The organism is Mycobacterium sp. IDUB_36 (genome assembly GCF_055419225.1).
Window position 1 is genome coordinate 3,211,323 of record NZ_JBVAXH010000001.1, and the last position, 23,060, is coordinate 3,234,382.

The window sequence follows — 23,060 nt, forward strand, 5'->3', positions numbered from 1 at the left end:
GGCGACGAGCTGGGGTTGAACGGGCCGGTCACCGGGTCAGCCGGCGAAGGTGCCGACGGACAGCCCGCGCTTCGCCAGCCACGGCACCGGGTCGACCCGCTGGCTGCCGCCCAGCAGCACCTCGAAGTGCAGGTGCGGGCCGGTCGAGTTGCCGCGGTTGCCGACGGTGGCGATCTGGTCGCCGGCCATCACCCGCTCGCCGACGCTGACCATGGCGGTGTTGATGTGTCCGTAGAGCGTGACGGTGCCGTCGGCGTGGCGCAGTTTCACCCACATGCCGTAGCCCGCGGTGGGGCCTGCGGCGATCACCACGCCGTCGGAGACCGCGTGGATCGGGGTGCCGATCGAGTTGGCGATGTCGATTCCGGCGTGCAGGACGCCCCACCGGTAGCCGAAGTTGGAGGTGAAGACGCCCTTGACCGGCATCACGAACAGCGGCTGTTGCAGGCGGGCCTCGCGTTGCGCCCGCTCCTGGGCGAACGCCACACCGTGGGCCAGTTCCGCGTTGTGCACGGCGACGTTGGCGGCCGGCTGCACGGTCACCATCTGCACACCGCTGTCGGAGGTGCTGATCGGCCCGGTTGCGGCCGTCTGGGCGGCCAGCACGGTCTGCGCTTTGGAGTGTTGGGGCGCTTCGGTGGCGGAGTGTGCGGCTGCTGCGGCGGCACCGGCGGCCATGGCGCCGATCAAAACCCGCCCGCGGGTGGCCCCGCTGAGCTGTTTGCGGTGCTGCCCGCGACCGGCGAGCGACTCGGCGTCTTCACGAGCCCGGTTCCGGCCCCGCTCGAGGGCGCCGAGCCGGCGCTCGGCGGCGCTGGGACCGATCAATTCAAGGACGGACAGGTTGTCCGTCTCGTCGAGGTCATCCAGTTCGGGCGCGCCCAGAACCTGCGCTTCTTTGCCGAAAGCGGTGTTGTCACTGAAGTCCGACTCGGCCAGCTTGCCGAATTCGTTGAACGGAATGATGTCGGTGACTTCGTTGCGATGAAGGGTCGACCGGCGGTCGCGCGACGCCGAGAGTTCTCCTTGCGCAGGAGACGGAGCCGGCATTTGCTGGGTCAACGTGATTTGTCCTTCGAGCCGTAACCATAACGTTATCTGGACTCTGAGACGGTAACCGCCGACCTCAAACCAAGGCAAGTTAAGCCCAAAATAGGGCGGGGAATGTGATTTGAATCACTTCCCGTGGCTCGTGACGTGTGCCACATCCGTCGATGCCGACGACAGGACCTGACATGCGTCTCGATACAGTTCCCACAAGCGGGCAACGGAAAACCTCGGCTCGCTTCCACACAGGCCGACACACAGAAGTGAGCCCATGGATCTTTTCGAGTACCAGGCAAAAGAACTGTTCGCCAAGCACAACGTCCCCACGACTCCCGGCCGCGTGACTGACACCGCCGAGGGCGCCAAGGCCATCGCCGAAGAGATCGGGCACCCGGTCATGGTGAAGGCGCAGGTCAAGGTCGGTGGGCGCGGCAAGGCCGGCGGTGTGAAATACGCCGCGACCGCGGACGACGCCTTCGAGCACGCGAAGAACATCCTCGGCTTGGACATCAAGGGCCACGTCGTGAAGAAGCTGCTCGTCGCCGAGGCCAGCGACATCGCCGAGGAGTACTACATCTCCTTCCTGCTGGACCGCGCCAACCGCACCTACCTGGCCATGTGCTCGGTCGAGGGCGGCATGGAGATCGAAGAGGTCGCGGCCACCAAGCCCGAGCGCTTGGCGAAGGTTCCGGTCGACGCCGTCAAGGGCGTCGACGAGGCATTCGCCCGCTCGATCGCCGAGCAGGGCCACCTGCCCGCCGAGGTGCTCGACGCCGCGGCGGTGACGATCGCCAAGCTGTGGGAGGTCTTCGTCGCCGAGGACGCCACCCTGGTCGAGGTCAACCCGTTGGTGCGCACGCCCGACGACCAGATCCTGGCGTTGGACGGAAAGGTCACCCTCGACGGCAACGCCGACTTCCGCCAGCCCGCCCACGTCGAGTTCGAGGACCGCGACGCCACCGACCCGCTGGAGCTCAAGGCCAAGGAGCACGACCTCAACTACGTCAAGCTCGACGGGCAGGTCGGCATCATCGGCAACGGCGCGGGCCTGGTGATGTCGACGCTCGACGTCGTCGCCTACGCCGGCGAGAAGCACGGTGGCGTGAAGCCGGCCAACTTCCTCGACATCGGAGGTGGCGCCTCGGCCGAGGTGATGGCCGCGGGCCTGGACGTCGTGCTGGGCGACGAGCAGGTCAAAAGCGTGTTCGTCAACGTGTTCGGCGGCATCACCTCCTGTGACGCCGTCGCGATCGGCATCGTCAAGGCGCTGGAGATCCTCGGCGACGACGCCAACAAGCCGCTCGTCGTGCGTCTCGACGGCAACAACGTCGACGAGGGCCGCCGGATCCTCACCGAAGCCAACCACCCGCTGGTGACGCTGGTGCCCACGATGGACGAGGCCGCCGACAAGGCCGCCCAACTGGCCAGCGCCTGAAAGGACTGAAGACCAAAATGGCTATCTTCCTGACCAAAGACAACAAGGTCGTCGTCCAGGGCATCACCGGATCCGAGGCCACCAAGCACACCGCCCGGATGCTCAAGGCCGGCACGCACATCGTCGGCGGGGTGAACGCCCGCAAGGCCGGAACGACGGTGGCGCACAAGAATGTCGACGACGAGCCGGTCGAGCTGCCGGTGTTCGGCAGCGTCGCCGAGGCCATCGAGAAGACCGGCGCGGACGTGTCGATCATCTTCGTTCCGCCGGTGTACGCCAAGGACGCGATCATCGAGGCGATCGATGCCGAGATTCCGCTGCTGGTGGTCATCACCGAAGGAATTCCGGTGCAGGACAGCGCCTATGCGTGGGCCTACAACGAGTCCAAGGGCAACAAGACCCGGATCATCGGCCCGAACTGCCCCGGCATCATCACCCCGGGCCAGGCGCTGGTCGGCATCACCCCGGCCAACATCTCGGGCTCCGGCCCGGTCGGCCTGGTGTCCAAGTCCGGCACGCTGACCTACCAGATGATGTACGAGCTGCGCGATTTCGGCTTCTCCACCTCGATCGGCATCGGCGGCGACCCGGTGATCGGCACCACGCACATCGACGCCATCGAAGCCTTCGAGAAAGACCCCGAGACCAAGTTGATCGTGATGATCGGTGAGATCGGCGGTGACGCCGAGGAGCGTGCGGCCGACTACATCAAGGCCAACGTCTCCAAGCCGGTGGTCGGTTACGTCGCGGGATTCACTGCGCCGGAAGGTAAGACGATGGGCCACGCCGGCGCCATCGTGTCCGGCTCGTCGGGAACTGCCGCGGCCAAGAAGGAAGCGCTCGAGGCCGCCGGGGTGAAGGTCGGCAAAACTCCGTCGGAGACCGCCGCGCTCGCTCGCGAAATCCTGAAGAGCCTGTAAGCACCAGTTCGCGGCCGCCGAGCAGGCCCAGAATTGGAACACGTTACAGATTCGGTTAGCCTGACGAATTAACAGTTCTCAGGAGGCCTGTCATGACGATCGTCGACCCGCGCACTCCCGTTGTGGTCGGGGTGGGCCAGTTCACCGAGCGTGTCGACGACGCCGGCTATCGCGGCATGTCCGCGGTCGACCTGGCCACCGCGGCGACCCGGGCCGCGCTCGCCGACACCGGAGTCGACGTCACGGCGGTGGCCGCGGCCATCGAGGTGTTCGCCGGCCTGCGCCAGTTCGAGATCTGCACCCCGTTCAACACGCCGCCCCTCGGCGCGTCAGACAACTACGTGCGATCGGTGGCCCAGCGCGTCGGCGCTGATCCCGCGCGAGCGGTGCTCGAGCCGATCGGCGGTAACGGTCCGCAGAAGCTGATGACGGAGCTCGCCGGCGCGATCGCCGCGGGTGAATTCGAGGTCGCGCTGATCCTCGGGTCCGAGCCGGGGTCCACGGCCAAATACTTCGCCGGACGCGACGACAAGCCGGACTTCGCCGAGCACGTCGGCGGCCAGCTCGAGGACCGGGGTTACGGCTTCGAGCAGTACATGAGCGAGTACACCGCTAAGCACGGCCTGACCGGTGCCCCCGTGCAGTACGGACTGCTCGACAACGCGCGCCGCGGCCGGCTCGGGCTCTCCGTCGCGGACTACCGGCGCGCGATGGCCGAGCTGTTCGCTCCGTTCTCCAAAGTCGCTGTCAAGAACCCTTTTTCGTCCTCACCGGTGGAACGATCGGTTGAAGAGATCGAAACCGTCACCGACGACAACCGGATGATCTGCGACCCGTATCCGCGGCTGCTGGTGGCCCGCGACACCGTCAACCAAGGGGCGGCGGCGCTGGTGATGTCGGTGTCGGCGGCGCAGCGGCTCGGCGTTCCCGAGGACAGGTGGGTGTATCTGCGCGGGCACGCCGACCAGACCGAGCAGGACCTGCTGGACCGTGTTGACGTCAGCGTCAGCTACTCCGCCAAACAGGCTGTCGCTGAAGCACTTCGGGGCGCCGGCGTCGGCATCGACGACGTGGCGACGCTGGACTTGTACAGCTGCTTTCCGTTCCCGGTCTTCGCGGTGTGCGACGACTTCGGCCTGTCTGCCGATGACCCGCGTGGTCTCACGCTCACCGGTGGCCTGCCGTATTTCGGGGGTCCCGGCAACAGCTATTCGCTGCACGGTATCGCCGAGACCGTGGCCGCCGCCCGCGACCAGCCCGGCTCGTACGGGCTGGTCGGCGCAAACGGCGGCGTGATGAGCAAGTATTCGGTCGGCGTGTACTCCACCGAGCCGGGCGAATGGGCGGCCGACCGCAGCCGGGCGCTGCAGCAGGACATCGCCGCGCTGCCGACGGTGCCGGTCACCCGAAACCCCAACGGCCCGGGCACAATCGAGACCTACTCCGTGCGGTACGACTGGCCCACCACGACCGGCGTCATCATCGGCCGACTCGACGACGACGGGTCCAGGTTCATGGCGCTCACCGAAGACGAGGGTCTGGTGGCGTTGATGACCGACGGTGACCCGTTGGGCGCCGGGATCACGGTGACGTCATCCGACGAGGGCATCAACCGGGCGTCGCTGCGCTAGCGCTCAGAACAGCGTCGTCTTGTTCGGCGCGAGGATGAAACCGTGTTCGCCGACATGACACGCCACGACGGAATCCTGGGTCACCAAGCACAAGGTGTCCGTCGAGTCGACCACGTAATGCCCTTCCGGCAGCAGCTTTTTGGCGCGGGCTCGCGGATTGGTCGCATGTTCGCGCCTCGACGACATTTTGATCTTGGTCTGGCCGAAGCGCTTCGCCGTGACGGTCCAGGTGCCAGGTCCCTGGTCGGGCCGCGAGCCCGTGCAATAGACACGCGCGGCCTCCCACTTCGGGAATGAGCCCATCCCGCAGACGAACCCGTTGGGCGTGGTGAAAGTGAAGCCGCGCCCGGTATTGCCGTGGCGCCGGGAGAACGAACTGGAACTGACCTCGGTGAATCCCACCGTGTCGGGAAACGCCGTGACCGGCAGGGCGAACCGCGCGGCGGCGGTGCCGCCCGTCACGTGGGTGCACCCGGAAAGCACCGCCGCCGCGAGTAAGACGCTCAGACGGCCTGCTCTCACGACGGGTTCCGTTTGGTCACGGTTCTGAGCCTACGGCCGGAGCCGGCCTATTCAGTGCAGCAACCAGACCCTCGCAGTCGTCGACTGTCACGTTGAGTGCCGAGTGGTCGCGGAGACCCACGACGCGGTGAATCCGCGGCTCGAAGTGAATGCACACGCCCCGGGCGGCGTTGGTGCCGAAGGTCAGCCCGTCGTCGGTCAGCGAGAGTCGCGCGCCGACCGCCGTCCACCATCGGTAGGGGCCGGTGATATGCGCATCCTGAATCTGAGCCAGCGGCGCCTCCACCCGGAAAGGTCCGTAGCGGGCGACCAGTCGTCCGTCGTCGGTCACCGTGACGCCCTGCGTGCTCGGCCACAGCCGGAACGCCAGCCACAGTGGAGCCAGCCGGGACTCGTAGCGGAATGGGAAGTGCCGGCCCTGTTCGTCGTGGGCTGTCACCATGCGCCTCCCGGAGTCCCAGCGGCTAGACCGCTGCAGCCAGTTTGCCCGCTAACCGCTCGACGTATGCCGCCACCTCGTCTTCGGATTTGTCGGGCAGGCCGAACAACACCTCGGTGACGCCGATGTCGGCCCAGTGCGCCAGCTTCTCCGGCACCGGCTTGAAGTCCAGCGCGACGATCTGCGGCGCGCCGTCGCGACCGGCGGCGGCCCAGGTGTCCTGCAGCAACTTCACCGGCTGGTCGATGTCGAAGTCACGCGGGGTGGTGATCCAGCCGTCGGCGCTGCGCGCGATCCACTTGAAGTTCTTCTCGTTGCCCGCCGCTCCGACCAGCACCGGGATGTGCGACTGCACCGGCTTGGGCCAGGCCCAGCTGGGCCCGAAGTTGACGAACTCGCCCTGGTAGGAGGCCTCCTCCTCAGTCCACAGCGCCCGCATCGCCTCGATGTACTCGCGCAGCATCGTGCGACGACGGCCCGGCGGCACCCCGTGGTCGGCGAGTTCGTCGGTGTTCCAGCCGAACCCGACGCCGAGGCTGACCCGACCGCCGGACAGGTGATCCAGTGTCGCGATCGACTTCGCCAGGGTGATCGGGTCATGTTCGACGGGCAACGCCACCGCGGTGGACAGTCGCACCCGCGAGGTGACCGCGCAGGCCGCGCCGAGGCTCACCCACGGGTCCAGCGTGCGCATGTAGCGGTCGTCGGGCAGCGACTCGTCGCCGGTTGTCGGGTGCGCCGCCTGGCGCTTGACCGGGATGTGCGTGTGCTCGGGTACGTAAAAGGTCTGAAATCCGTGGTTATCGGCGAGAGTGGCGGCCGCCGCCGGAGAGATTCCGCGATCGCTGGTGAACAGCACAAGCCCGTAGTCCATGGATGAATTAGAACGTGTTCCAATCTTGCGGGCAACCACCGGGGTGCGTGGGGCGGGCAAAGAGTGTGCCGACGTAGCGCCCGCGGTGCGCTAGCGTGGACCACCGGCTCGTCGCAAAGTCCGCGCAACTCGTCGCCACGGCGTTGATCCGGCGTTTACCGGTAGCCTCGCGGGGAGCGGCGCGCGGGAGTACGGAGCGCCGCATGACAATGGCGCCGCAAACGCATCGGAAGGCACAGGAGAAGCCATGACCTACCCGCCCGGCAACCCCGGATATCCGCCCGCGCAGTCGCCCGGTTCCTACGGGGCTCCCGCCGCTTCGTCGTTCGGGAAGTCCGAGGGCGCCGAGAACAACCTCAAGCACTACCTGACTATCGCGGTCGCGGTTCTCGGTGTGCTGGCATACCTGGCGAGCTACTTCCCGATGGTCTCGCGGGTGTTGCCCAACGGCGACGAGCTGGTCGAGAAGGGCAGCACGCTGCCCGTGGGTCTGGTGCTTCTGGCTGGTCTGCTTGCCGGCGTGAGCCTGCTGCCCAAGGCCAAGAGCTACCTCGCCACGGTGACGGCGGTGTCCCTGCTGGGCGCACTGTTGCTGCTGCAGGACACCATCAATGCCTCAGATCGCGGCGCGGGACTGTGGTTCGCCGTAACTGCCGGGCTCGTGCAGGCCGGGGTCGCCGTCAGTGCACTGTTGCTGGATGCCGGCGTGATCACCCCGCCCGCTCCGCGTCCCAAGTACGACCAGTACTACGGGCAGTACGGCGGCTACTACGGCCAGCAGCAGGCGCCTTACCAGCAGTCCGGTTACGGCACGCAGTACGGCGGTTACCCGTCCGGCCCGAACACCGGTGGCTTTCCCTCGCAGCAGGGCCCCCAGCCGAGCTCGGCGCAGTCCCAGCACGGATCGCCAACTCCGCCAACGGGTTTCCCCAGCTTCAGCCCGCCGCCGTCTTCCGGCTCCGGCTCGCAGCAGCAGGGTGGCTCGGGTGACCAGGGCGGTGCCGGACACGGACAGCATTCTTTCGGCTCCGGCCCGCAGCCGCAGTCGCCGTCCTCTCCGTCGGGTCCGTCCCAGTCCTGACGGCGCTGATCGCTTAACGAAGGACGCGCGACGGGGCGGCTGGGCGCGGCGGGTCGCCGATCATCACACACAGTAGGTAACGTCCTCAGACCGTGACGCCGGACAGTCGAGCCCCGGGCGCCCATCAGGCGCGCGACCTGTTGCGGGTGGCGTTCGGACCCGCGGCGGTGGCGCTGCTCGTCATCGCGGCGGTCACGTTGCTGCAGCTGGTGATCGCCAACAGCGACCTGACCGGCGCTCTGGGCGCGATCGCCAGCATGTGGCTCGGCGTTCATCAGGTGCCGATCTCGATCGGCGGCCGCGAGCTCGGTGTGATGCCGCTGCTGCCGGTGCTGCTGATGGTGTGGGGGACCGCCCGCACCACCGCACACGCCACTACCGCGACGGCGTCGTGGTTCGTCATCCGGTGGATCGTCGCGTCGGCACTGGGCGGGCCGCTGCTGGTGGCCGCCCTCGCGCTCGCCGTCATCCACGACGCGGCATCGGTGCTGACCGAGCTGCAGACTCCGAGCGCGTCGCGGGCGTTTCTGAGCGTGCTGCTCGTCCACTTGATCGGCGCGCTCATCGGGGTGGGATCGCGGGTCGGCCGTCGGGTGCTGCTGGCCTCGCCGGTGCCCGACTGGCTGGGCGACGCGCTGCGCGCAGCCGTGGCCGGCGTGCTGGCGTTGCTCGGATTGTCCGGGATGGTGGCGGCTTGCTCGCTGGTCGTGCACTGGTCAACAATGCAGGACCTCTACGGCATCACCGCCTCGGTCTTCGGCCAGTTCAGTCTGACCCTGTTGTCGGTGCTCTACGTGCCCAACGTGATCGTGGCGACGGCCGCGATGGCGGTGGGGTCCAGCGCCCACCTGGGCTTCGCGACCTTCAGCTCGTTCACCGTCTTCGGCGGCGACATCCCGGCGCTGCCGATACTGGCCGCGGCCCCGCACCCGCCGTTGGGCCCGATCTGGGTGGCGCTGCTCATCGTCGGGGCGTCCTCGGGCGTCGCGCTGGGTCAGCAGTGTGCTCGACGGCCCTTGCCGCTGTCCGATGCGATGGCGAAGGTGGGCACCGCGGCGCTGATCGCGGCGGTGATCGTGTCCCTGCTCGGGTACGCCGGCAGCGGTCAGCTCGGTAACTTTGGTGGCGTCGGAATCGACCAGAGCACTTTCGGTTTCGCGATCTTCCTGTGGTTCACCGCAATCGGCACACTCACGGTCGTGATGGCCGGTGGGATCAAGCGGCGCCCGCGCGCACCCAAGCCGGTCCGCGTCGCCGAGCCGGCGGCCGAGCCGCCCGTGTTCGCCGACCCGTTGGTCGGCTTCGAGGACGACGCGGACGACGAGCCCGACACGTCGCGCATCGATCTCCCGCCGGACGAGGGCCTCGCGGACCGGCCCGCATCGTTGCCTGACGATGACCGCTAGGCTCTGAACCTGTGCAGCAATCGTTCCGTGTGCCTCCCAGTGCACCGGCGCGATTGGTGGTGCTGGCATCGGGCACCGGTTCACTGTTGGCCTCATTACTGGACGCCGCCGTCGATGACTACCCGGCCCGCGTGGTCGCCGTCGGCGTGGATCGCGACTGCGCAGCCGTCGACATCGCCGCGGCGGCCGCACTGCCGTCTTTTCGGGTGCGACTGGCCGACCACCCGGACCGCGACACCTGGGACACCGCGCTCACCGACGCCACCGCCGAGCATTCGCCGGACCTCGTCGTCTCGGCGGGCTTCATGAAAATCCTTGGCCCGCACTTTCTTTCGAAGTTCGAAGGCCGCACGCTCAACACCCACCCGGCACTGTTGCCGGCCTTCCCCGGCGCGCACGGGGTGGCCGATGCATTGGCCCACGGCGTCAAGGTGACCGGTTGCACGGTGCATCTGGTCGACGCCGGTACCGACACCGGGCCGATACTTGCCCAGCAGGCCGTTCCGGTGCTCGACGACGACACCGAAGAGACCTTGCACGAACGCATCAAGGTCACCGAACGACGACTGTTGGTGGACGTGATAGCCGCGGTGGCGACCGGCGGCGTGAAGTGGACCGGACGAAAGGCGACCATCGGATGAGCAGCAGCACCAATGACGAGAAGCGGCCGATTCGCCGCGCGTTGATCAGCGTCTACGACAAGACCGGCCTGGTCGAGCTCGCCACCGGGCTCGCCGAGGCCGGCGTCGAGATCGTATCGACCGGATCGACCGCGAAAACGATTGCCGGCAAAGGCATTCCGGTTACCCCGGTGGAGGAGCTGACGGGATTCCCCGAGGTGCTCGACGGCCGGGTCAAGACCCTGCACCCGCGGGTGCATGCCGGCCTGCTGGCCGATCTGCGCAAGCCGGAACATGCTGCCGCCTTGAAGGAACTCGGCATCGCGGCGTTCGAGTTGGTGGTGGTCAACCTGTATCCCTTCAGCGCGACCGTCGAATCCGGTGCGGGCGTCGACGAATGCGTCGAGCAGATCGACATCGGCGGCCCGTCGATGGTCCGCGCGTCGGCCAAGAACCACCCCAGCGTCGCGGTGGTGACCGACCCGCTCGGCTATGACGGCGTGCTGGCCGCGGTGCGCAGCGGCGGCTTCACCCTCGCCGAGCGAAAGAAGCTGGCGTCGTTGGCGTTTCGGCACACCGCGGAGTACGACGTCGCGGTGGCCGGCTGGATGGAGTCGACGCTGGCGCCCGAGGAGCCGGCCGCGGCATTCCCCGAATGGATCGCCAGCACCTGGCGACGTTCCACCCAGCTGCGCTACGGCGAGAACCCGCATCAGCAGGCCGCGCTCTACGTCGACGACGGCGGCTGGCCGGGCTTGGCGCAAGCCGACCAGCTGCACGGAAAAGAGATGTCCTACAACAACTTCACCGACGCCGACGCTGCCTGGCGAGCGGCCTTCGACCACGAGCAGACCTGTGTGGCGATCATCAAGCACGCCAACCCGTGTGGCATCGCCGTCTCATCGAAGTCAGTCGCCGACGCGCACCGCAAAGCCCACGAGTGCGATCCGCTCAGCGCCTTCGGCGGCGTGATCGCGACCAACACCGAGGTCAGTGTCGAGATGGCCGAGTACGTCAGCACGATCTTCACCGAGGTGATCGTGGCGCCGGCGTACGCACCGGGTGCCGTCGAGGTGCTGACACGCAAGAAAAACGTCCGGGTGCTGGTCGCCGCTGGCCCTGTGGCACCGGTTGGTGCCTCCACCGAACGCCGCCAGATCAGCGGCGGGTTACTCGTGCAGCAGCGCGACAAGGTCGACGCCGACGGCGACGACCCGAACAACTGGACGCTGGCGACCGGCGAACCCGCAGACCCGGCCACCCTGGCGGATCTGGTCTTCGCGTGGCGCACCTGCCGCGCGGTGAAGTCCAACGCGATCGTCATCGCCGGTGGCGGTGCCACCATCGGCATCGGCATGGGTCAGGTAAACCGGGTCGACGCGGCGCGGTTGGCGGTCGAGCGGGGTGGCGAGCGGGTCAGCGGCGCCGTCGCGGCGTCCGACGCCTTCTTCCCGTTCCCCGACGGTCTCGAGACGCTGACCGCCGCGGGAGTGAAGGCGGTCGTGCATCCGGGCGGCTCGGTGCGCGACGACGAGGTGACGGCGGCGGCCGAAAAGGCCGGTGTCACCCTGTATCTGACCGGCGCGCGGCACTTCGCGCATTAGACGCCCGCTGCGGTTCAGGCGCTAATCTCGTCCTGCACGGTGGTCGCGTAACGGATGAACGCCGCGACTTCGTCGATGGCGCGACGGGCATCGGGGTTGACGTCGAAGCTGAGCTGGAACATGTGCATGGCCTTGTGCCACTGCTGAACCCAGACCTCGACGTTCTGCGCGCGCAGCCGTTCGCCGAACACGATGGTGTCGTTGAGCAGCATCTCGTGCGTGCCCACCTGCAGCAGAAACGGGCCGAGTCCGTGCAGGTCGGCCTCCGGCGGCATCAACGGCGGGGGCCGCGTCCCGTTCACGGTGGCGAACACGTCGTAGATGAATTTGACCGTCATGAACGGGAACATCACGTCGCGATGTTCCTTCAGCGCCCGGTATTTCAGGTGCATGTCCGCTGAGGTCAACGGCGACATCAGCGCCTGACCGGCCGGCACCGGCAGCCCGGCATCGCGGGCGGCCAGCGCGACGTCGGCGGCCATCAACCCGCCCGCCGAGTCGCCGGCCAGCACGATCCGTTCCGGCGCGAATCCCTGTGCCAACGCGAATCGATAGCCGTCCAGCCCGTCGGCGACGGCCTCTTCGATGCTGGCCTGCGGAGCCAACCGGTATCCAACGTTGAGCACTTTGGCGCCGGTGGCCGCCGACAGTCGGCTGACGAAGCGCCGGTGCGAGTTGAGCCCGAGAGTGACCAGGGCCGAGCCGTGGAAATACACGATCACCGACGTGGAGTCGAGCGCCGCCGGCGCGATCACCCATTCGGCGGGGCAGTGCGGCAGGTCGACTCGTGTCACCTCGGTCCCGGGCAGTGGCCGGATCATTCCCAGCGGCCCGTCGATGCCGTCGAGTCGTACCCGCTGCAAGGTGTCGGGGCTGACCCGGTTGACGACCATGCCGATCAAGGTCAGCGCGCCCAGAAAGGGCCGGACGAAGATGGCGGTCAGCAGAGCCAGCGCGCTGGATTGCCACGACGCCGGGCCGAAATGCGCGGTCGCGGGCCGGTCACGCCAATCGAGGGAATTCACGGTAAAGGAGACTATCGGCTGGCTGCGCATTGACCACTGTGAGCTTCGTGGTGAACCCGTCGCACAGTTGCCTGGGCCACTGAATGACGCGCAATTGAACGCCAGTCGACCGATTGAGCACAGCACGACGCCGATGCCCGTCAGCTCGCCGAAAGCCGCTCCGCACAAGATCAAATCGGCCTAGAGTCCGAAATCGGGCCTGTCTACCGGGACGGCCCGGTGCGAATTGATCAGTATTCGAGAGGAAATAATGCGCGCGATAACCCGAAGAACAGCGTCGTTCTCAGTCGCAATTGCAGCCTTCGCTCTACTCGGTGCGGGATGTCACCAGTCCGACAATTCGAAGAGTTCCACGAGCTCGGCATCGTCCGGAGTGTCGTCCGCAGCGTCGTCGGCATCCTCGGCGGTTTCCGAGCCGTCGTCGAGCGCATCGGCGGCAGCGCCGAGCCCGACCCAGATCGCCGGCAAGAACGGCACCCTCTACACCGTCGAGGGACCGATCCTGGCCAAGTGGGAGACCCTCAACGAGGAGCAGAAGAAGGACCTGGGCGCGCCCTACGACAACCAGAAGAACACCCTGGACAACAGCGGTGTCTACCAGCAGTACGACGGCGGCGTTCTGATCTACAAGAACGGCGGCCCGGTCTACTTCGTCTGGGGCAAGATCCGCGACGCGTGGAACGAGAACCAGGCCTCGCAGGGCAAGTTGGGTTACCCGACCGCCGATGAGGTCAAGGAGCCGGACGGCAGCTACAAGTCGACCTTCGAGCACGGCACGATCACGTGGAAAGAGGGCGAAGAGCACGCGACGGTGGCCGCCAGCTAGTCACCCGCGTTTTCACCTCGGAAGGCCGGGCAATCGCCGTGATTGCCCGGCCTTTCCATTTGTCAGTAGCTTGGAGTGGTGACCGCTGCGAATAACCTGCCCCGCACCGTCGGCGAACTGCGCGCCGCCGGGCATCGCGATCGGGGCGTCAAGCAAGAACTCCGGGAAAACCTGCTGGCCCGCCTGGCCGAAGGTGACGACATCTGGCCCGGCATCCTCGGCTTTGAGGACACCGTGCTGCCGCAACTCGAGCGGGCGTTGATCGCCGGCCACGACTTCGTCCTGCTGGGCGAGCGCGGCCAGGGCAAGACACGGCTTTTGCGCGCCCTGATCGGCTTGCTCGACGAGTGGACGCCGGTGATCGCCGGCGCCGAACTCGGCGAGCACCCCTTCAGCCCGATCACCCCGGAGTCGATCCGCAAGGCCGCCACCCTCGGCGACGACCTGCCGATCGAGTGGCGGCATCGCAGCCAGCGCTACACCGAGAAGCTGGCCACCCCGGACACCAGCGTCGCCGACCTGGTCGGCGACATCGACCCGATCAAGGTCGCCGAGGGCCGCAGTCTCGGGGACCCGGAGACCATCGCCTACGGCCTGATTCCGCGGGCGCACCGCGGCATCGTCGCGGTCAACGAGCTGCCCGACCTGGCCGAGCGCATCCAGGTGTCGATGCTCAACGTGATGGAGGAGCGCGACATCCAGGTGCGCGGTTACACCTTGCGGTTACCGCTCGACGTGCTCGTCGTCGCCAGCGCCAACCCCGAGGACTACACCAACCGTGGTCGCATCATCACGCCGCTGAAGGACCGGTTCGGTGCCGAGATCCGCACGCACTACCCGCTCGAACTCGACGCGGAAGTCGCCGTCATCACCCAGGAGGCGCATCTGAGCGCTCAGGTGCCTGAATACCTGACCCAGGTGATCGCCCGGTTCGCCCGTTACCTGCGGGACTCCAGCTCGGTCGATCAGCGATCGGGTGTGTCGGCGCGATTCGCCATCGCGGCCGCCGAGACTGTCGCGGCATCCGCGCGGCACCGTGGTGCCGTTCTCGGCGAGACCGACCCGGTGGCCCGGGTGGTCGATCTGGGCACGGTGATCGACGTGCTGCGCGGCAAGCTGGAATTCGAGTCCGGCGAAGAAGGTCGCGAGCAGGCGGTGCTCGAGCACCTGCTGCGTCGCGCCACCGCCGACACCGCGTCCCGTGCGCTCGGCGGCATCGACGTCGGTTCGCTGGTCGTCGCGGTCGAAGGAGGGTCGGCGGTCACGACTGGTGAGCGGGTGGCGGCCAAGGACGTGCTGGCGGCGCTGCCGGACCTGCCGGTCGTCGAAGCGATCGCTGATCGGCTCGGCGCCAAGTCCGAAGGCGAGCGTGCCGCGGCCCTCGAATTGGCTTTGGAAGCACTGTATTTGGCCAAGCGCATCGACAAGGCATCCGGAGAAGGCGAGACCGTCTATGGGTAGAGGCCACTCGTCGCGGTATTCGGCCTACAGCGGTGGGCCGGACCCGCTGGCGCCGCCGGTGGATCTGCGTGAGGCGCTGGAGCAGATCGGCCAGGACGTCATGGCGGGCACGTCGCCGCGCCGGGCGCTCTCGGAGTTGCTGCGCCGCGGCACCAAGAACGTGACCGGAGCCGACCGGCTGGCCGCCGAGGCCAACCGCCGACGTCGGGAGTTGTTGCGCGAGAACAACTTGGACGGCACCCTGCAGGAGATCAAGAAGCTGCTCGACGAGGCCGTGCTGGCCGAACGCAAAGAGCTGGCCCGCGCGCTCGACGACGACGCCCGCTTCGGCGAGCTGCAACTCGAGTCGCTGTCGCCGTCGCCCGCCAAAGCCGTGCAGGAGCTCGCCGAGTACGGCTGGCGCAGCGACGAGGCCCGGCAGAAATACGACCAGATCAAAGATCTGCTCGGCCGCGAAATGCTCGACCAGCGCTTCGCGGGCATGAAGGAGGCGCTGTCCGGCGCCACCGACGAGGACCGTCAACGCGTCACCGACATGGTCAACGACCTCAACGAGCTGCTGGACAAGCACGCCAAAGGCGAAGATTCGCAACAGGATTTCCAAGATTTCATGAACAAGCACGGCGAGTTCTTTCCGGAGAACCCGCAGAACGTCGAGGAGCTGCTGGACTCGCTGGCCAAGCGTGCCGCCGCCGCGCAGCGCTTCCGCAACAGCCTGAGCCCGGACCAGCGCGCGGAGCTGGATGCCTTGGCGCAGCAGGCATTCGGCTCGCCGGCGTTGATGCAGGCGCTGGACCAACTCGACGGTCATCTGCAGGCGGCCCGGCCCGGTGAAGACTGGGACGGCTCGTCGGAGTTCAGCGGCGAGAATCCACTGGGCATGGGTGAAGGCGCGCAGGCGCTTTCCGACATCGCCGAGTTGGAGCAGCTCGCCGAGCAGCTGTCGCAGAGCTACCCGGGTGCGACGATGGACGACGTCGACCTCGACGCGCTGGCACGCCAGCTCGGTGACCAAGCGGCCATCGACGCGAAGACGCTGTCCGACCTCGAGCGGGCGCTGGTCAATCAGGGTTTCCTCGACCGCAGCTCGGACGGTCAGTGGCGGCTGTCGCCCAAGGCCATGCGACGCCTCGGTGAGACCGCGTTACGTGATGTGGCGCAACAACTTTCCAGTCACCGCGGCGAGCGCGAACTGCGGCGGGCGGGCGCCGCGGGGGAGTTGACCGGCGCCACCCGACCCTGGCAGTTCGGCGACACGGAGCCGTGGAACGTCACCCGCACGCTGACCAACGCCGTGCTCCGGCAAGCCGGAACGCGCTCGGGATCCGCCGGCACCCTGTCGATCACGGTCGACGACGTCGAGGTGTCCGAGACCGAGACCCGCACCCAGGCGGCTGTCGCGCTGCTGGTGGACACCTCGTTCTCGATGGTGATGGAGAACCGCTGGTTGCCGATGAAGCAGACCGCGCTCGCGCTGGACCACTTGGTGCGCACCCGGTTTCGTACGGATGCGTTGCAGATCATCGCGTTCGGCCGCTACGCGCGGACGATGACCAGCGCGGAGCTGATGGGTCTGGAGGGTGTCTACGAGCAGGGCACCAATCTGCACCATGCGCTGGCGCTGGCCGGCCGGCACCTGCGCCGGCACCCCAACTCGCAGCCGGTGCTGCTGGTCGTCACCGACGGCGAACCGACCGCACACTTGGAGGACTACGGCGACGGGCAGGGATCGTCGGTGTTCTTCGACTACCCGCCGCATCCCCGGACCATCGCCAACACCGTGCGCGGCTTCGACGAGATGGCCCGGTTGGGTGCCCAGGTGACGATCTTCCGGCTGGGCAACGATCCTGGACTCGCCCGCTTCATCGATCAGGTGGCACGCCGCGTCGAGGGCCGGGTGGTCGATCCCGATCTCGACGGCCTGGGCGCCGCCGTGGTCGGCGACTACCTGCGGTCCCGCCGCCGCCGGTAAGCGGCTATCTCGGGCAGCGCAGAGCGCGGCTACTGCTGGGTCTTGCGGCTCTTGCGCCGCACACCGACGCCGCCCCACAGCGAGAATCCGTGGATCCGCACCGTCGGCGCACCCGGGGTGCCCTCACCGTCGACGTCGTGGTCGAAGCCGCCCATCACGCCGTGGCCCTTGATCTCGACGTTGACTTCGGGCGGCAGCAGAATCGTCTGCCCGCCCATGATCGAGGTGGCGTGGATCTCGACGTCGGTGGAGGTGAAGTCGGCGTAGCGCAGGTCGATCACACCGCCGCCCCACAGCGCGAACGTCGTCAGCTTCTTGGGCACGTTCCACCGGCCGCGACGCTCGAACGCGCTCATGATCGCCAGCAGCAGCATCGACGGCGCGGGCTTGGTGGCGCCCCCGCGCTTCGAGTTCACCGATGAGCCGAGCAGGTCCGACCGGAGCTGGTCGAGCTCCTCGTAGGTCTGTGCGGCGTAGGCCTTGGTGAGCCGGTCTTCGTAGTCGCTCATCTGGAGCCGGCCCTGCGCGGCGGCGTCGGTGAGCAGCTGGGCCACCTGAATACGGTCGGTCTCGGCAGCACGCGTCACTGCGTCCTGCCCGCGCGCCCCTCGTTGCGCTGACTTGCTCATTGATGACGAGCCTACGTCCAACGATTTTTGCTGCAAGGGGTCTTCGCCAAACTGTTGTGCCACGCTCAGACTTCGCTCAGGTGTGGCGGGCCTCGCTCTTGGCGGCAGCCTTCGCCGCGCGGTCCGACAGGCGTTCGTAAATGGGCTCGGATCTCAGAGCGACGGCCACCAGCATCGCGATCGCGCAGGCCCCGAGCATCGGCGGTAATTGGTTGGTGTTGCCCGTCATTTCGGTGGCCAGGATCATGCCGGTCACCGGAGCGTGCACCGACGCGGTGAAGAACGCGGCCATGCCGATCAGTGCGCACGCGGGCAGGCTCGGCATCGCATGCGGCGTCAGATACGCGGCAACCAGGCCCACGGCCAAGCCGGACTGCGAACCCAGCACCAGCATCGGCGCGAACAGCCCGCCCGGTGTGGCGGCGGCGTAGGACACCACGCCGAGGCCGAAGCGCAGGACGAACATGCCGACCACCACGAGCAGGGTGCCGTGTCCCGACAGCGCGTCCTGAGTGAGGTTGTCACCGCTGCCGGCCAGAGCCGGTGCCGTCCAGACGACCAGGCCGACGAGCACCCCCGTCGCGGCGGCCCGAACCTCGCGGGGTATCCGGCTGGCGTCGGCGCGGCGCAGCGTCCGCATCACGGCCTCGTTGTAGAGCACGGCGAGCACGGCGGTGACAATCCCGATCGCGACCACCCAGCCGGATTCGAGCAACCGTGGATCGCCCAGCGGCCGCATATGGAACTCGGTGTCCGGCGACTCCAGAAGGCGGGCGGCGGCGAAGCCGGAACCGGACGCCACCAGGGTGGCGATCGTCGTCCGCGGGTCGAACCGCTTGAGCAGTTCCTCGAGCACGAAGACCCCGCCGGCGATCGGCGCATTGAAGGCAGTCGCCAACCCCGCCGCCGCGCCCCCGGCGACCAGCAGGCGCAGATCGGCCATATTGCGGCGGGTCAAGGTGGCGACGATGACCGCCGCCGAACCGCCCATCTGGACCGAGGGTCCCTCGCGGCCCAATGCCATGCCGCTGCTGATGGCCAGCAGTCCGCCGACGTACTTCACCGGCAGGATGCGGAACCGGTCCGGCCGCACCCGGCCGTCGGCGACGGCTTCGACGCGCGGGATGCCGCTGCCCTCGGCATGCGGCTCGATCCGGTGCACCAGAGCTGCCGCCACCGCGGCGGCCGCCGCACACACGAATACGACGACGGCCAGGCCCCACGGGCCACCGTGCGCCCAGTGGGCGAGGTGCTCACGCAGCCGTGCGCCCTGCTTCAAGAGGAGCTTGAATGTCTCGGCGCTGAGGCCGGTGAGCACGCCGACCAGAGCGGCCGCGACCACGAAGCCGATCAGGCTCTCGGCGCCCTCGCCCTCGCTGTCGACCGGATGAGTGGTCGGGCGCTGCCAGCCGGTGAACATGCTGCGCAGCGTGTCGCGCCACCGCGGTCGTGTGTCGTCACGCACGCGTCCTGCTTAGCCGAGAAACCTGGGCGGCGCGGATGTGGGGTCGATGTGCGCGACCGGGTCGGGCCTTCCGGCTCGTCAGCCGGCCGTCTCCCGGCCCGTGCCGTCGTCGGGCGTCGCCCAGCGTGGCGGACGCTTCTGCAGGAATGCCAGCATGCCCTCGCGGGCCTCCTCGGAGACGAACAGCCGGGCCGACTCCGCGCCGAGCCGCTCGGCGTCGCGGTCGAAACCGTTCAGCACGCCGGCGGTGGTGAGTGCCTTGGACGCCGCCAGGCCTTGTGGTGACCCCCGGCCGATGTCGGCGACCAGCGCGGCCACCGCGGCGTCCACGTCGTCCGCGGCCTCGGTGATCAACCCGATTGTCGCGGCGGTGGCAGCGCTGAACTTTTCTCCGGTCAGGTAGTAACGCGCGGCGGCGCGGGCCGACAGCTTGGGCAGCAACGTCAGCGAGATGATCGCGGGCGCCACCCCGATCCGCGCCTCGGTAAGGGCGAACGTGCTACTCGGCCCCGCGACGGCGATGTCCGCCGCGGCCACCAGGCCCATGCCGCCGGCGCGCACATGGCCGTCGACCGCAACGATCACCGGCAGCGGTGCTTCGACGATGGCCCGCAACAGCGCGGCCATCTCCCTGGACCGCTGAGCGGTCGCCTCGGCGGGATCTGGGTTGTCGGAGGAACTCTGGGAGAGGTCGGCCCCCGCGCAGAAGGTGTTGCCGGTATGTCCGAGGACGACCACCCGCACCGCGGGATCGGCCGCCGCGTCGCGCAGACCCTGATGCAACTGGCTGACCAACGTCGTCGACAACGCGTTGCGGTTGTGCGGTGAATTCAGCGTCAGCCGCGCGACGTGCCCCTCGACGCTGTATTCGACAAGCCGGTCCATCAGTAGCTGCGCGGCAGGCCGAGCGATGTCTGCGCGACGAAGTTGAGCACCATTTCCCGGCTGACCGGCGCGATCCGGCCGAGCCGCGCCGATGCCATCATCGCTGCGACACCGTATTCCTTGGTCAGCCCGTTGCCCCCCATCGACTGGATGGCCTGATCGACCGAGCGGGTGGCAGCTTCGGCCGCGGCGTACTTGGCCATGTTGGCGGCCGTGGCCGCGCCACCGTCGTCGCCGTTGTCGTAGAGCGTCGCGGCTTTCTGCATCATCAGCTTGGCAAGCTCGACCTCGATGTGGCACTGCGCCAACGGATGTGACAGCCCCTGGTGCGACCCGATCGGCGCACCCCACACCTGTCGGGTCTTGACGTAGTCGGCGGCCCGGTCGAGCGCGAAGCGGCCCATGCCGACACTGCTGGCCGCACCCATGATGCGCTCGGGGTTCAGGCCCGCGAAAAGCTGTGCGATGGCGGCATCTTCGGCCCCGACGAGCGCATCGCTGGGCAGCCGAACGTCGTCGATGAAGACCTGGAACTGCCGCTCGGGGCTGATGATCTCCATGTCGATCGGGGTGTAGGTGAACCCGGGTGTGTCGGTGGGGACCACGAACAGCGCCGGACGGAGCTTGCCGGTCTTGGCCTCCTCGGAGCGGGAGACGACGAGCACCGCCTGTGCCTGGTCGACGCCGGAGATGTAGACCTTCTGCCCCTTGAGGATCCAGTCGCTGCCGTCGCGGCGGGCGGTGGTGGTGATTTTGTGCGAGTTGGATCCGGCGTCGGGTTCGGTGATCGCGAACGCCATGGTGATGCTTCCGTCGGCGATCCCGGGTATCCAGCGCTTCTTCTGCTCCTCGGTGCCGAACTTGGAGATGATCGTGCCGTTGATGGCCGGCGACACCACCATCAGCAGCAGCGCGCTGCCGGCGGCGGCCATCTCCTCCATGACCAGCGACAGCTCGTACATGCCGGCGCCGCCGCCGCCGTACTCCTCGGGCAGGTTGACGCCCAGGAATCCGAGTTTGCCTGCCTCGGCCCACAGTTCGTCGGTGTGCTCCTGAGCGCGGGCCTTCTTCAGGTAGTACTCGCTGCCGAACTTGGACGCCCACTCGGACACTGACTTGCGCAGCGCCTGGCGGTCCTCGTTTTCGATGAAACTGTCGTCGGTCATGCCTGTTCTCCTTTTGCTTCGGGATCGTGGGGCGCGTCTACCCGCGCCTCGTCTGGGTGGTCGTGACCCGCTATGCCCGGCTCCGCCGCGCTTGCGATCACTCCCAGGACGGCGCCGACCTCGACCTGCTGGCCGGTGTCGACGTTGAGTTCGGCCAGCACGCCGTCGCTCGGCGCAGTAATGGTGTGCTCCATCTTCATCGCTTCCAGCCAGATCAGGGGCTGGCCGGCGGTGACGGTGTCTCCGATAGCGGCGCCGAGCCGAATGACGTTGCCGGGCATCGGCGCAACGAGCGAGCCCTTCTCCACCGCCGAACCCGGCTCCGGGAACCGCGGCTGCGCGATCAGGTGCACCGAACCCTGCGCGGAATCGACGTAGACGTCCTGGCCGTAACGGGCGACAGCGAAGCGATGGGCCACCCCGTGATCGTCGGCCAGTACGACGAGGTCCGTCGACGCCGACACCAGGTGGACGGACTCGTCGCCGGACAGCGTCAATCCGGTCCGGCTGAACCGGTATTCGATGCGGTGCTCGTCGCCGGCGTCGTCGAGGAAGGTCTTGACCTGATAACCCGACGCCAGGTTGCGCCAGCCGCTGGGCAGCGCGCCGAGCACGGTGGCGGAGGCCCGGTTGCCGGCCGCCTCGGCCAGCGCCGCGGCGACCGCCGACAGCCGCACCACGGCGACATCGGCCAGCGGGGCCGACAACTCCGCCAGGCCGTGGCGGTCGAAGAACGCGGTGTCGGTGGCGCCGTCCAGGAATGCCTTGTGCCGCAACACGTTCACCAGCAGGTCGCGGTTGGTCCGCAACCCGTGCACCTGGGCCCGGGCCAGGGCGTCGGCCAGCACCAGCGCCGCCTGCCGACGGGTCGGGGCGTACGAGATGACCTTGGCCAGCATCGGGTCGTAGTGGATCGACACCACCGAGCCGTCGACGATCCCGGAGTCCAGCCGGATTCCGGTGCGCGCGCCGAGGGTACTGAATTCGGTGCGGGCCGACGGCACGTCGATTCGCTGCACCGGACCGGCCTGTGGCTGCCAGTTCTGGGCCGGGTCTTCGGCGTACAACCGGGCCTCGATCGACGAGCCATGCGCGGCAGGCGGTTCGGCGTCCAGGCGTTCGCCGTCGGCCACCGCGATCTGCAACTCGACCAGGTCGAGACCGGTGGTCTCCTCGGTGACCGGGTGTTCGACCTGCAGGCGGGTGTTCATCTCCAGGAAGAAGAACTCACCGTCGTCGTCGGCGAGGAATTCCACTGTGCCGGCCCCGGTGTAGCCGATGGCACCGGCGGCCAGCCGGGCGGCTTCGAATAGCCTGTCCCGCATCCCCGGAATACGTTCGACGAGCGGCGACGGCGCTTCTTCGATGATCTTCTGGTGGCGGCGCTGGATCGAGCATTCGCGCTCGCCGACAGCCCACACCGTGCCGTGCGAGTCGGCCATCACCTGGACTTCGACGTGGTGGCCGGTGGGCAGGTAGCGCTCGCAGAACACCGTGGGGTCGCCGAACGCGGACTGGGCCTCGCGCTGCGCGGCCGCGACTTCGCTTGGCAGCGCGTCCAGTTGGTCGACCACCCGCATGCCGCGTCCGCCGCCACCGGAGGACGCCTTCACCAGCACCGGCAGTTGCGAGGCGGTGACGGTGTCGGGGTCGAGCTCCTCGAGCACCGGAACGCCGGCGGCGGCCATCATCTTCTTGGACTCGATCTTGGATCCCATCGCGCGCACCGCGTCGACTGGCGGGCCGATCCAGGCCAATCCGGCGGCCTGTACCGCAGCGGCGAAATCGGCGTTCTCCGAGAGGAATCCGTATCCGGGGTGGATCGCGTCGGCACCGGCAGCCTTGGCGGCGGCGATGATCGCCTCGGCGTTGAGGTAGTCATTGGTCTGCGGTAGCAGGACCCGGGCGTCCGCCTCGATCACATGCGGGGCCGTGGCGTCCGGGTCGGTGTAGACCGCGACTGTGCCCAAGCCGAGGTTGCGGCAGGTGGCGAACACCCGCCGGGCGATCTCGCCACGGTTGGCCACCAGAACTCGAGTGATTCCCATGCTC

General features: G+C 68.0%; 20 protein-coding genes. 10 read left to right on the forward strand and 10 right to left on the reverse strand.

All coding sequences use genetic code 11. The annotated features are described in order from the left end of the window. Nucleotides 1–36: 36 nt before the first annotated feature. Nucleotides 37–1,050, reverse strand: a complete 1,014-nt coding sequence (locus ACZYW1_RS15955) for a M23 family metallopeptidase (RefSeq protein ID WP_463787852.1) — start codon at nt 1,048–1,050, stop codon at nt 37–39. 268 nt (nt 1,051–1,318) lie between these two features. Between ACZYW1_RS15955 and sucC the strand changes: the two genes are divergently transcribed. The 3 genes from sucC (at nt 1,319) to ACZYW1_RS15970 (ending at nt 5,033) form a co-directional block, all read left to right on the forward strand. Beyond that, nucleotides 1,319–2,482, forward strand: coding sequence for an ADP-forming succinate--CoA ligase subunit beta (gene sucC, locus ACZYW1_RS15960; RefSeq protein WP_463787153.1), 1,164 nt, complete (start codon nt 1,319–1,321; stop codon nt 2,480–2,482). Nucleotides 2,483–2,499: 17 nt separating this feature from the next. Then, complete coding sequence (sucD, locus tag ACZYW1_RS15965) at nt 2,500–3,402, forward strand: succinate--CoA ligase subunit alpha (RefSeq protein WP_463787154.1); 903 nt, start codon at nt 2,500–2,502, stop codon at nt 3,400–3,402. 92 nt (nt 3,403–3,494) lie between these two features. Beyond that, nucleotides 3,495–5,033, forward strand: a complete 1,539-nt coding sequence (locus tag ACZYW1_RS15970) for an acetyl-CoA acetyltransferase (protein ID WP_463787155.1) — start codon at nt 3,495–3,497, stop codon at nt 5,031–5,033. A gap of 3 nt (nt 5,034–5,036) precedes the next feature. On the opposite strand, the gene ACZYW1_RS15975 is transcribed toward ACZYW1_RS15970, so the two are convergent. From ACZYW1_RS15975 to ACZYW1_RS15985, 3 genes are read right to left on the reverse strand one after another with little or no spacing between them, the layout of a single operon-like run. After that, on the reverse strand, nt 5,037–5,555 hold the full coding sequence (locus tag ACZYW1_RS15975) for a hypothetical protein (RefSeq protein ID WP_463787156.1): 519 nt from the start codon (nt 5,553–5,555) through the stop codon (nt 5,037–5,039). A 16-nt stretch (nt 5,556–5,571) separates the two neighbouring features. Further along, entirely contained in the window at nt 5,572–5,997 is a 426-nt protein-coding gene (locus ACZYW1_RS15980; RefSeq protein ID WP_463787157.1) for a hypothetical protein, read from the reverse strand. Nucleotides 5,998–6,019: 22 nt separating this feature from the next. After that, nucleotides 6,020–6,868, reverse strand: a complete 849-nt coding sequence (locus ACZYW1_RS15985; RefSeq protein ID WP_463787159.1) for an LLM class F420-dependent oxidoreductase — start codon at nt 6,866–6,868, stop codon at nt 6,020–6,022. A 247-nt stretch (nt 6,869–7,115) separates the two neighbouring features. On the opposite strand from ACZYW1_RS15985, the gene ACZYW1_RS15990 reads away from it, so the two are divergent. The 4 genes from ACZYW1_RS15990 to purH all read left to right on the forward strand — a co-directional run bounded on the left by ACZYW1_RS15990 (nt 7,116) and on the right by purH (nt 11,579). Next, nucleotides 7,116–7,949, forward strand: a complete 834-nt coding sequence (locus tag ACZYW1_RS15990; protein WP_463787160.1) for a DUF5336 domain-containing protein — start codon at nt 7,116–7,118, stop codon at nt 7,947–7,949. A 92-nt stretch (nt 7,950–8,041) separates the two neighbouring features. Further along, on the forward strand, nt 8,042–9,355 hold the full coding sequence (locus ACZYW1_RS15995; protein ID WP_463787161.1) for a cell division protein PerM: 1,314 nt from the start codon (nt 8,042–8,044) through the stop codon (nt 9,353–9,355). 11 nt (nt 9,356–9,366) lie between these two features. After that, entirely contained in the window at nt 9,367–9,996 is a 630-nt protein-coding gene (purN, locus tag ACZYW1_RS16000) for a phosphoribosylglycinamide formyltransferase (protein WP_463787162.1), read from the forward strand. Then, nucleotides 9,993–11,579, forward strand: a complete 1,587-nt coding sequence (purH, locus tag ACZYW1_RS16005; RefSeq protein ID WP_463787163.1) for a bifunctional phosphoribosylaminoimidazolecarboxamide formyltransferase/IMP cyclohydrolase — start codon at nt 9,993–9,995, stop codon at nt 11,577–11,579. Before purN ends, purH begins: the two co-directional genes overlap by 4 nt. 14 nt (nt 11,580–11,593) lie before the next feature. Here purH and ACZYW1_RS16010 read toward each other — a convergent pair whose 3' ends face one another. Next, nucleotides 11,594–12,604, reverse strand: coding sequence for an alpha/beta hydrolase (locus tag ACZYW1_RS16010; protein ID WP_463787164.1), 1,011 nt, complete (start codon nt 12,602–12,604; stop codon nt 11,594–11,596). Between the two features lie 373 nt (nt 12,605–12,977). Between ACZYW1_RS16010 and ACZYW1_RS16015 the strand changes: the two genes are divergently transcribed. The 3 genes from ACZYW1_RS16015 (at nt 12,978) to ACZYW1_RS16025 (ending at nt 16,863) form a co-directional block, all read left to right on the forward strand. Further along, nucleotides 12,978–13,430, forward strand: a complete 453-nt coding sequence (locus ACZYW1_RS16015; RefSeq protein WP_463787165.1) for an LGFP repeat-containing protein — start codon at nt 12,978–12,980, stop codon at nt 13,428–13,430. Between the two features lie 75 nt (nt 13,431–13,505). Further along, the gene (locus tag ACZYW1_RS16020) at nt 13,506–14,891 is read left to right on the forward strand and encodes a sigma 54-interacting transcriptional regulator (RefSeq protein ID WP_463787166.1); all 1,386 of its coding nucleotides are present in this window, start codon (nt 13,506–13,508) and stop codon (nt 14,889–14,891) included. Next, on the forward strand, nt 14,884–16,863 hold the full coding sequence (locus ACZYW1_RS16025) for a vWA domain-containing protein (RefSeq protein WP_463787167.1): 1,980 nt from the start codon (nt 14,884–14,886) through the stop codon (nt 16,861–16,863). The genes ACZYW1_RS16020 and ACZYW1_RS16025 overlap by 8 nt, the downstream gene beginning before the upstream one ends. A gap of 29 nt (nt 16,864–16,892) precedes the next feature. On the opposite strand, the gene ACZYW1_RS16030 is transcribed toward ACZYW1_RS16025, so the two are convergent. From ACZYW1_RS16030 to ACZYW1_RS16050, 5 genes are all read right to left on the reverse strand, one after another. Continuing rightward, on the reverse strand, nt 16,893–17,492 hold the full coding sequence (locus ACZYW1_RS16030) for a DUF1707 SHOCT-like domain-containing protein (RefSeq protein ID WP_463787168.1): 600 nt from the start codon (nt 17,490–17,492) through the stop codon (nt 16,893–16,895). 76 nt (nt 17,493–17,568) lie between these two features. Continuing rightward, entirely contained in the window at nt 17,569–18,957 is a 1,389-nt protein-coding gene (locus tag ACZYW1_RS16035) for a ClC family H(+)/Cl(-) exchange transporter (RefSeq protein ID WP_463787169.1), read from the reverse strand. 78 nt (nt 18,958–19,035) lie between these two features. Next, nucleotides 19,036–19,842 carry an enoyl-CoA hydratase family protein gene (locus ACZYW1_RS16040; RefSeq protein WP_463787170.1) on the reverse strand — a complete coding sequence of 269 codons (807 nt, stop codon included), beginning with the start codon at nt 19,840–19,842 and terminating at the stop codon, nt 19,036–19,038. Continuing rightward, nucleotides 19,842–21,008, reverse strand: a complete 1,167-nt coding sequence (locus tag ACZYW1_RS16045; RefSeq protein ID WP_463787171.1) for an acyl-CoA dehydrogenase family protein — start codon at nt 21,006–21,008, stop codon at nt 19,842–19,844. Before ACZYW1_RS16045 ends, ACZYW1_RS16040 begins: the two co-directional genes overlap by 1 nt. Continuing rightward, nucleotides 21,005–23,056, reverse strand: coding sequence for an acetyl/propionyl/methylcrotonyl-CoA carboxylase subunit alpha (locus ACZYW1_RS16050; RefSeq protein WP_463787172.1), 2,052 nt, complete (start codon nt 23,054–23,056; stop codon nt 21,005–21,007). The genes ACZYW1_RS16045 and ACZYW1_RS16050 overlap by 4 nt, the downstream gene beginning before the upstream one ends. Between the last annotated feature and the right edge of the window lie 4 nt (nt 23,057–23,060).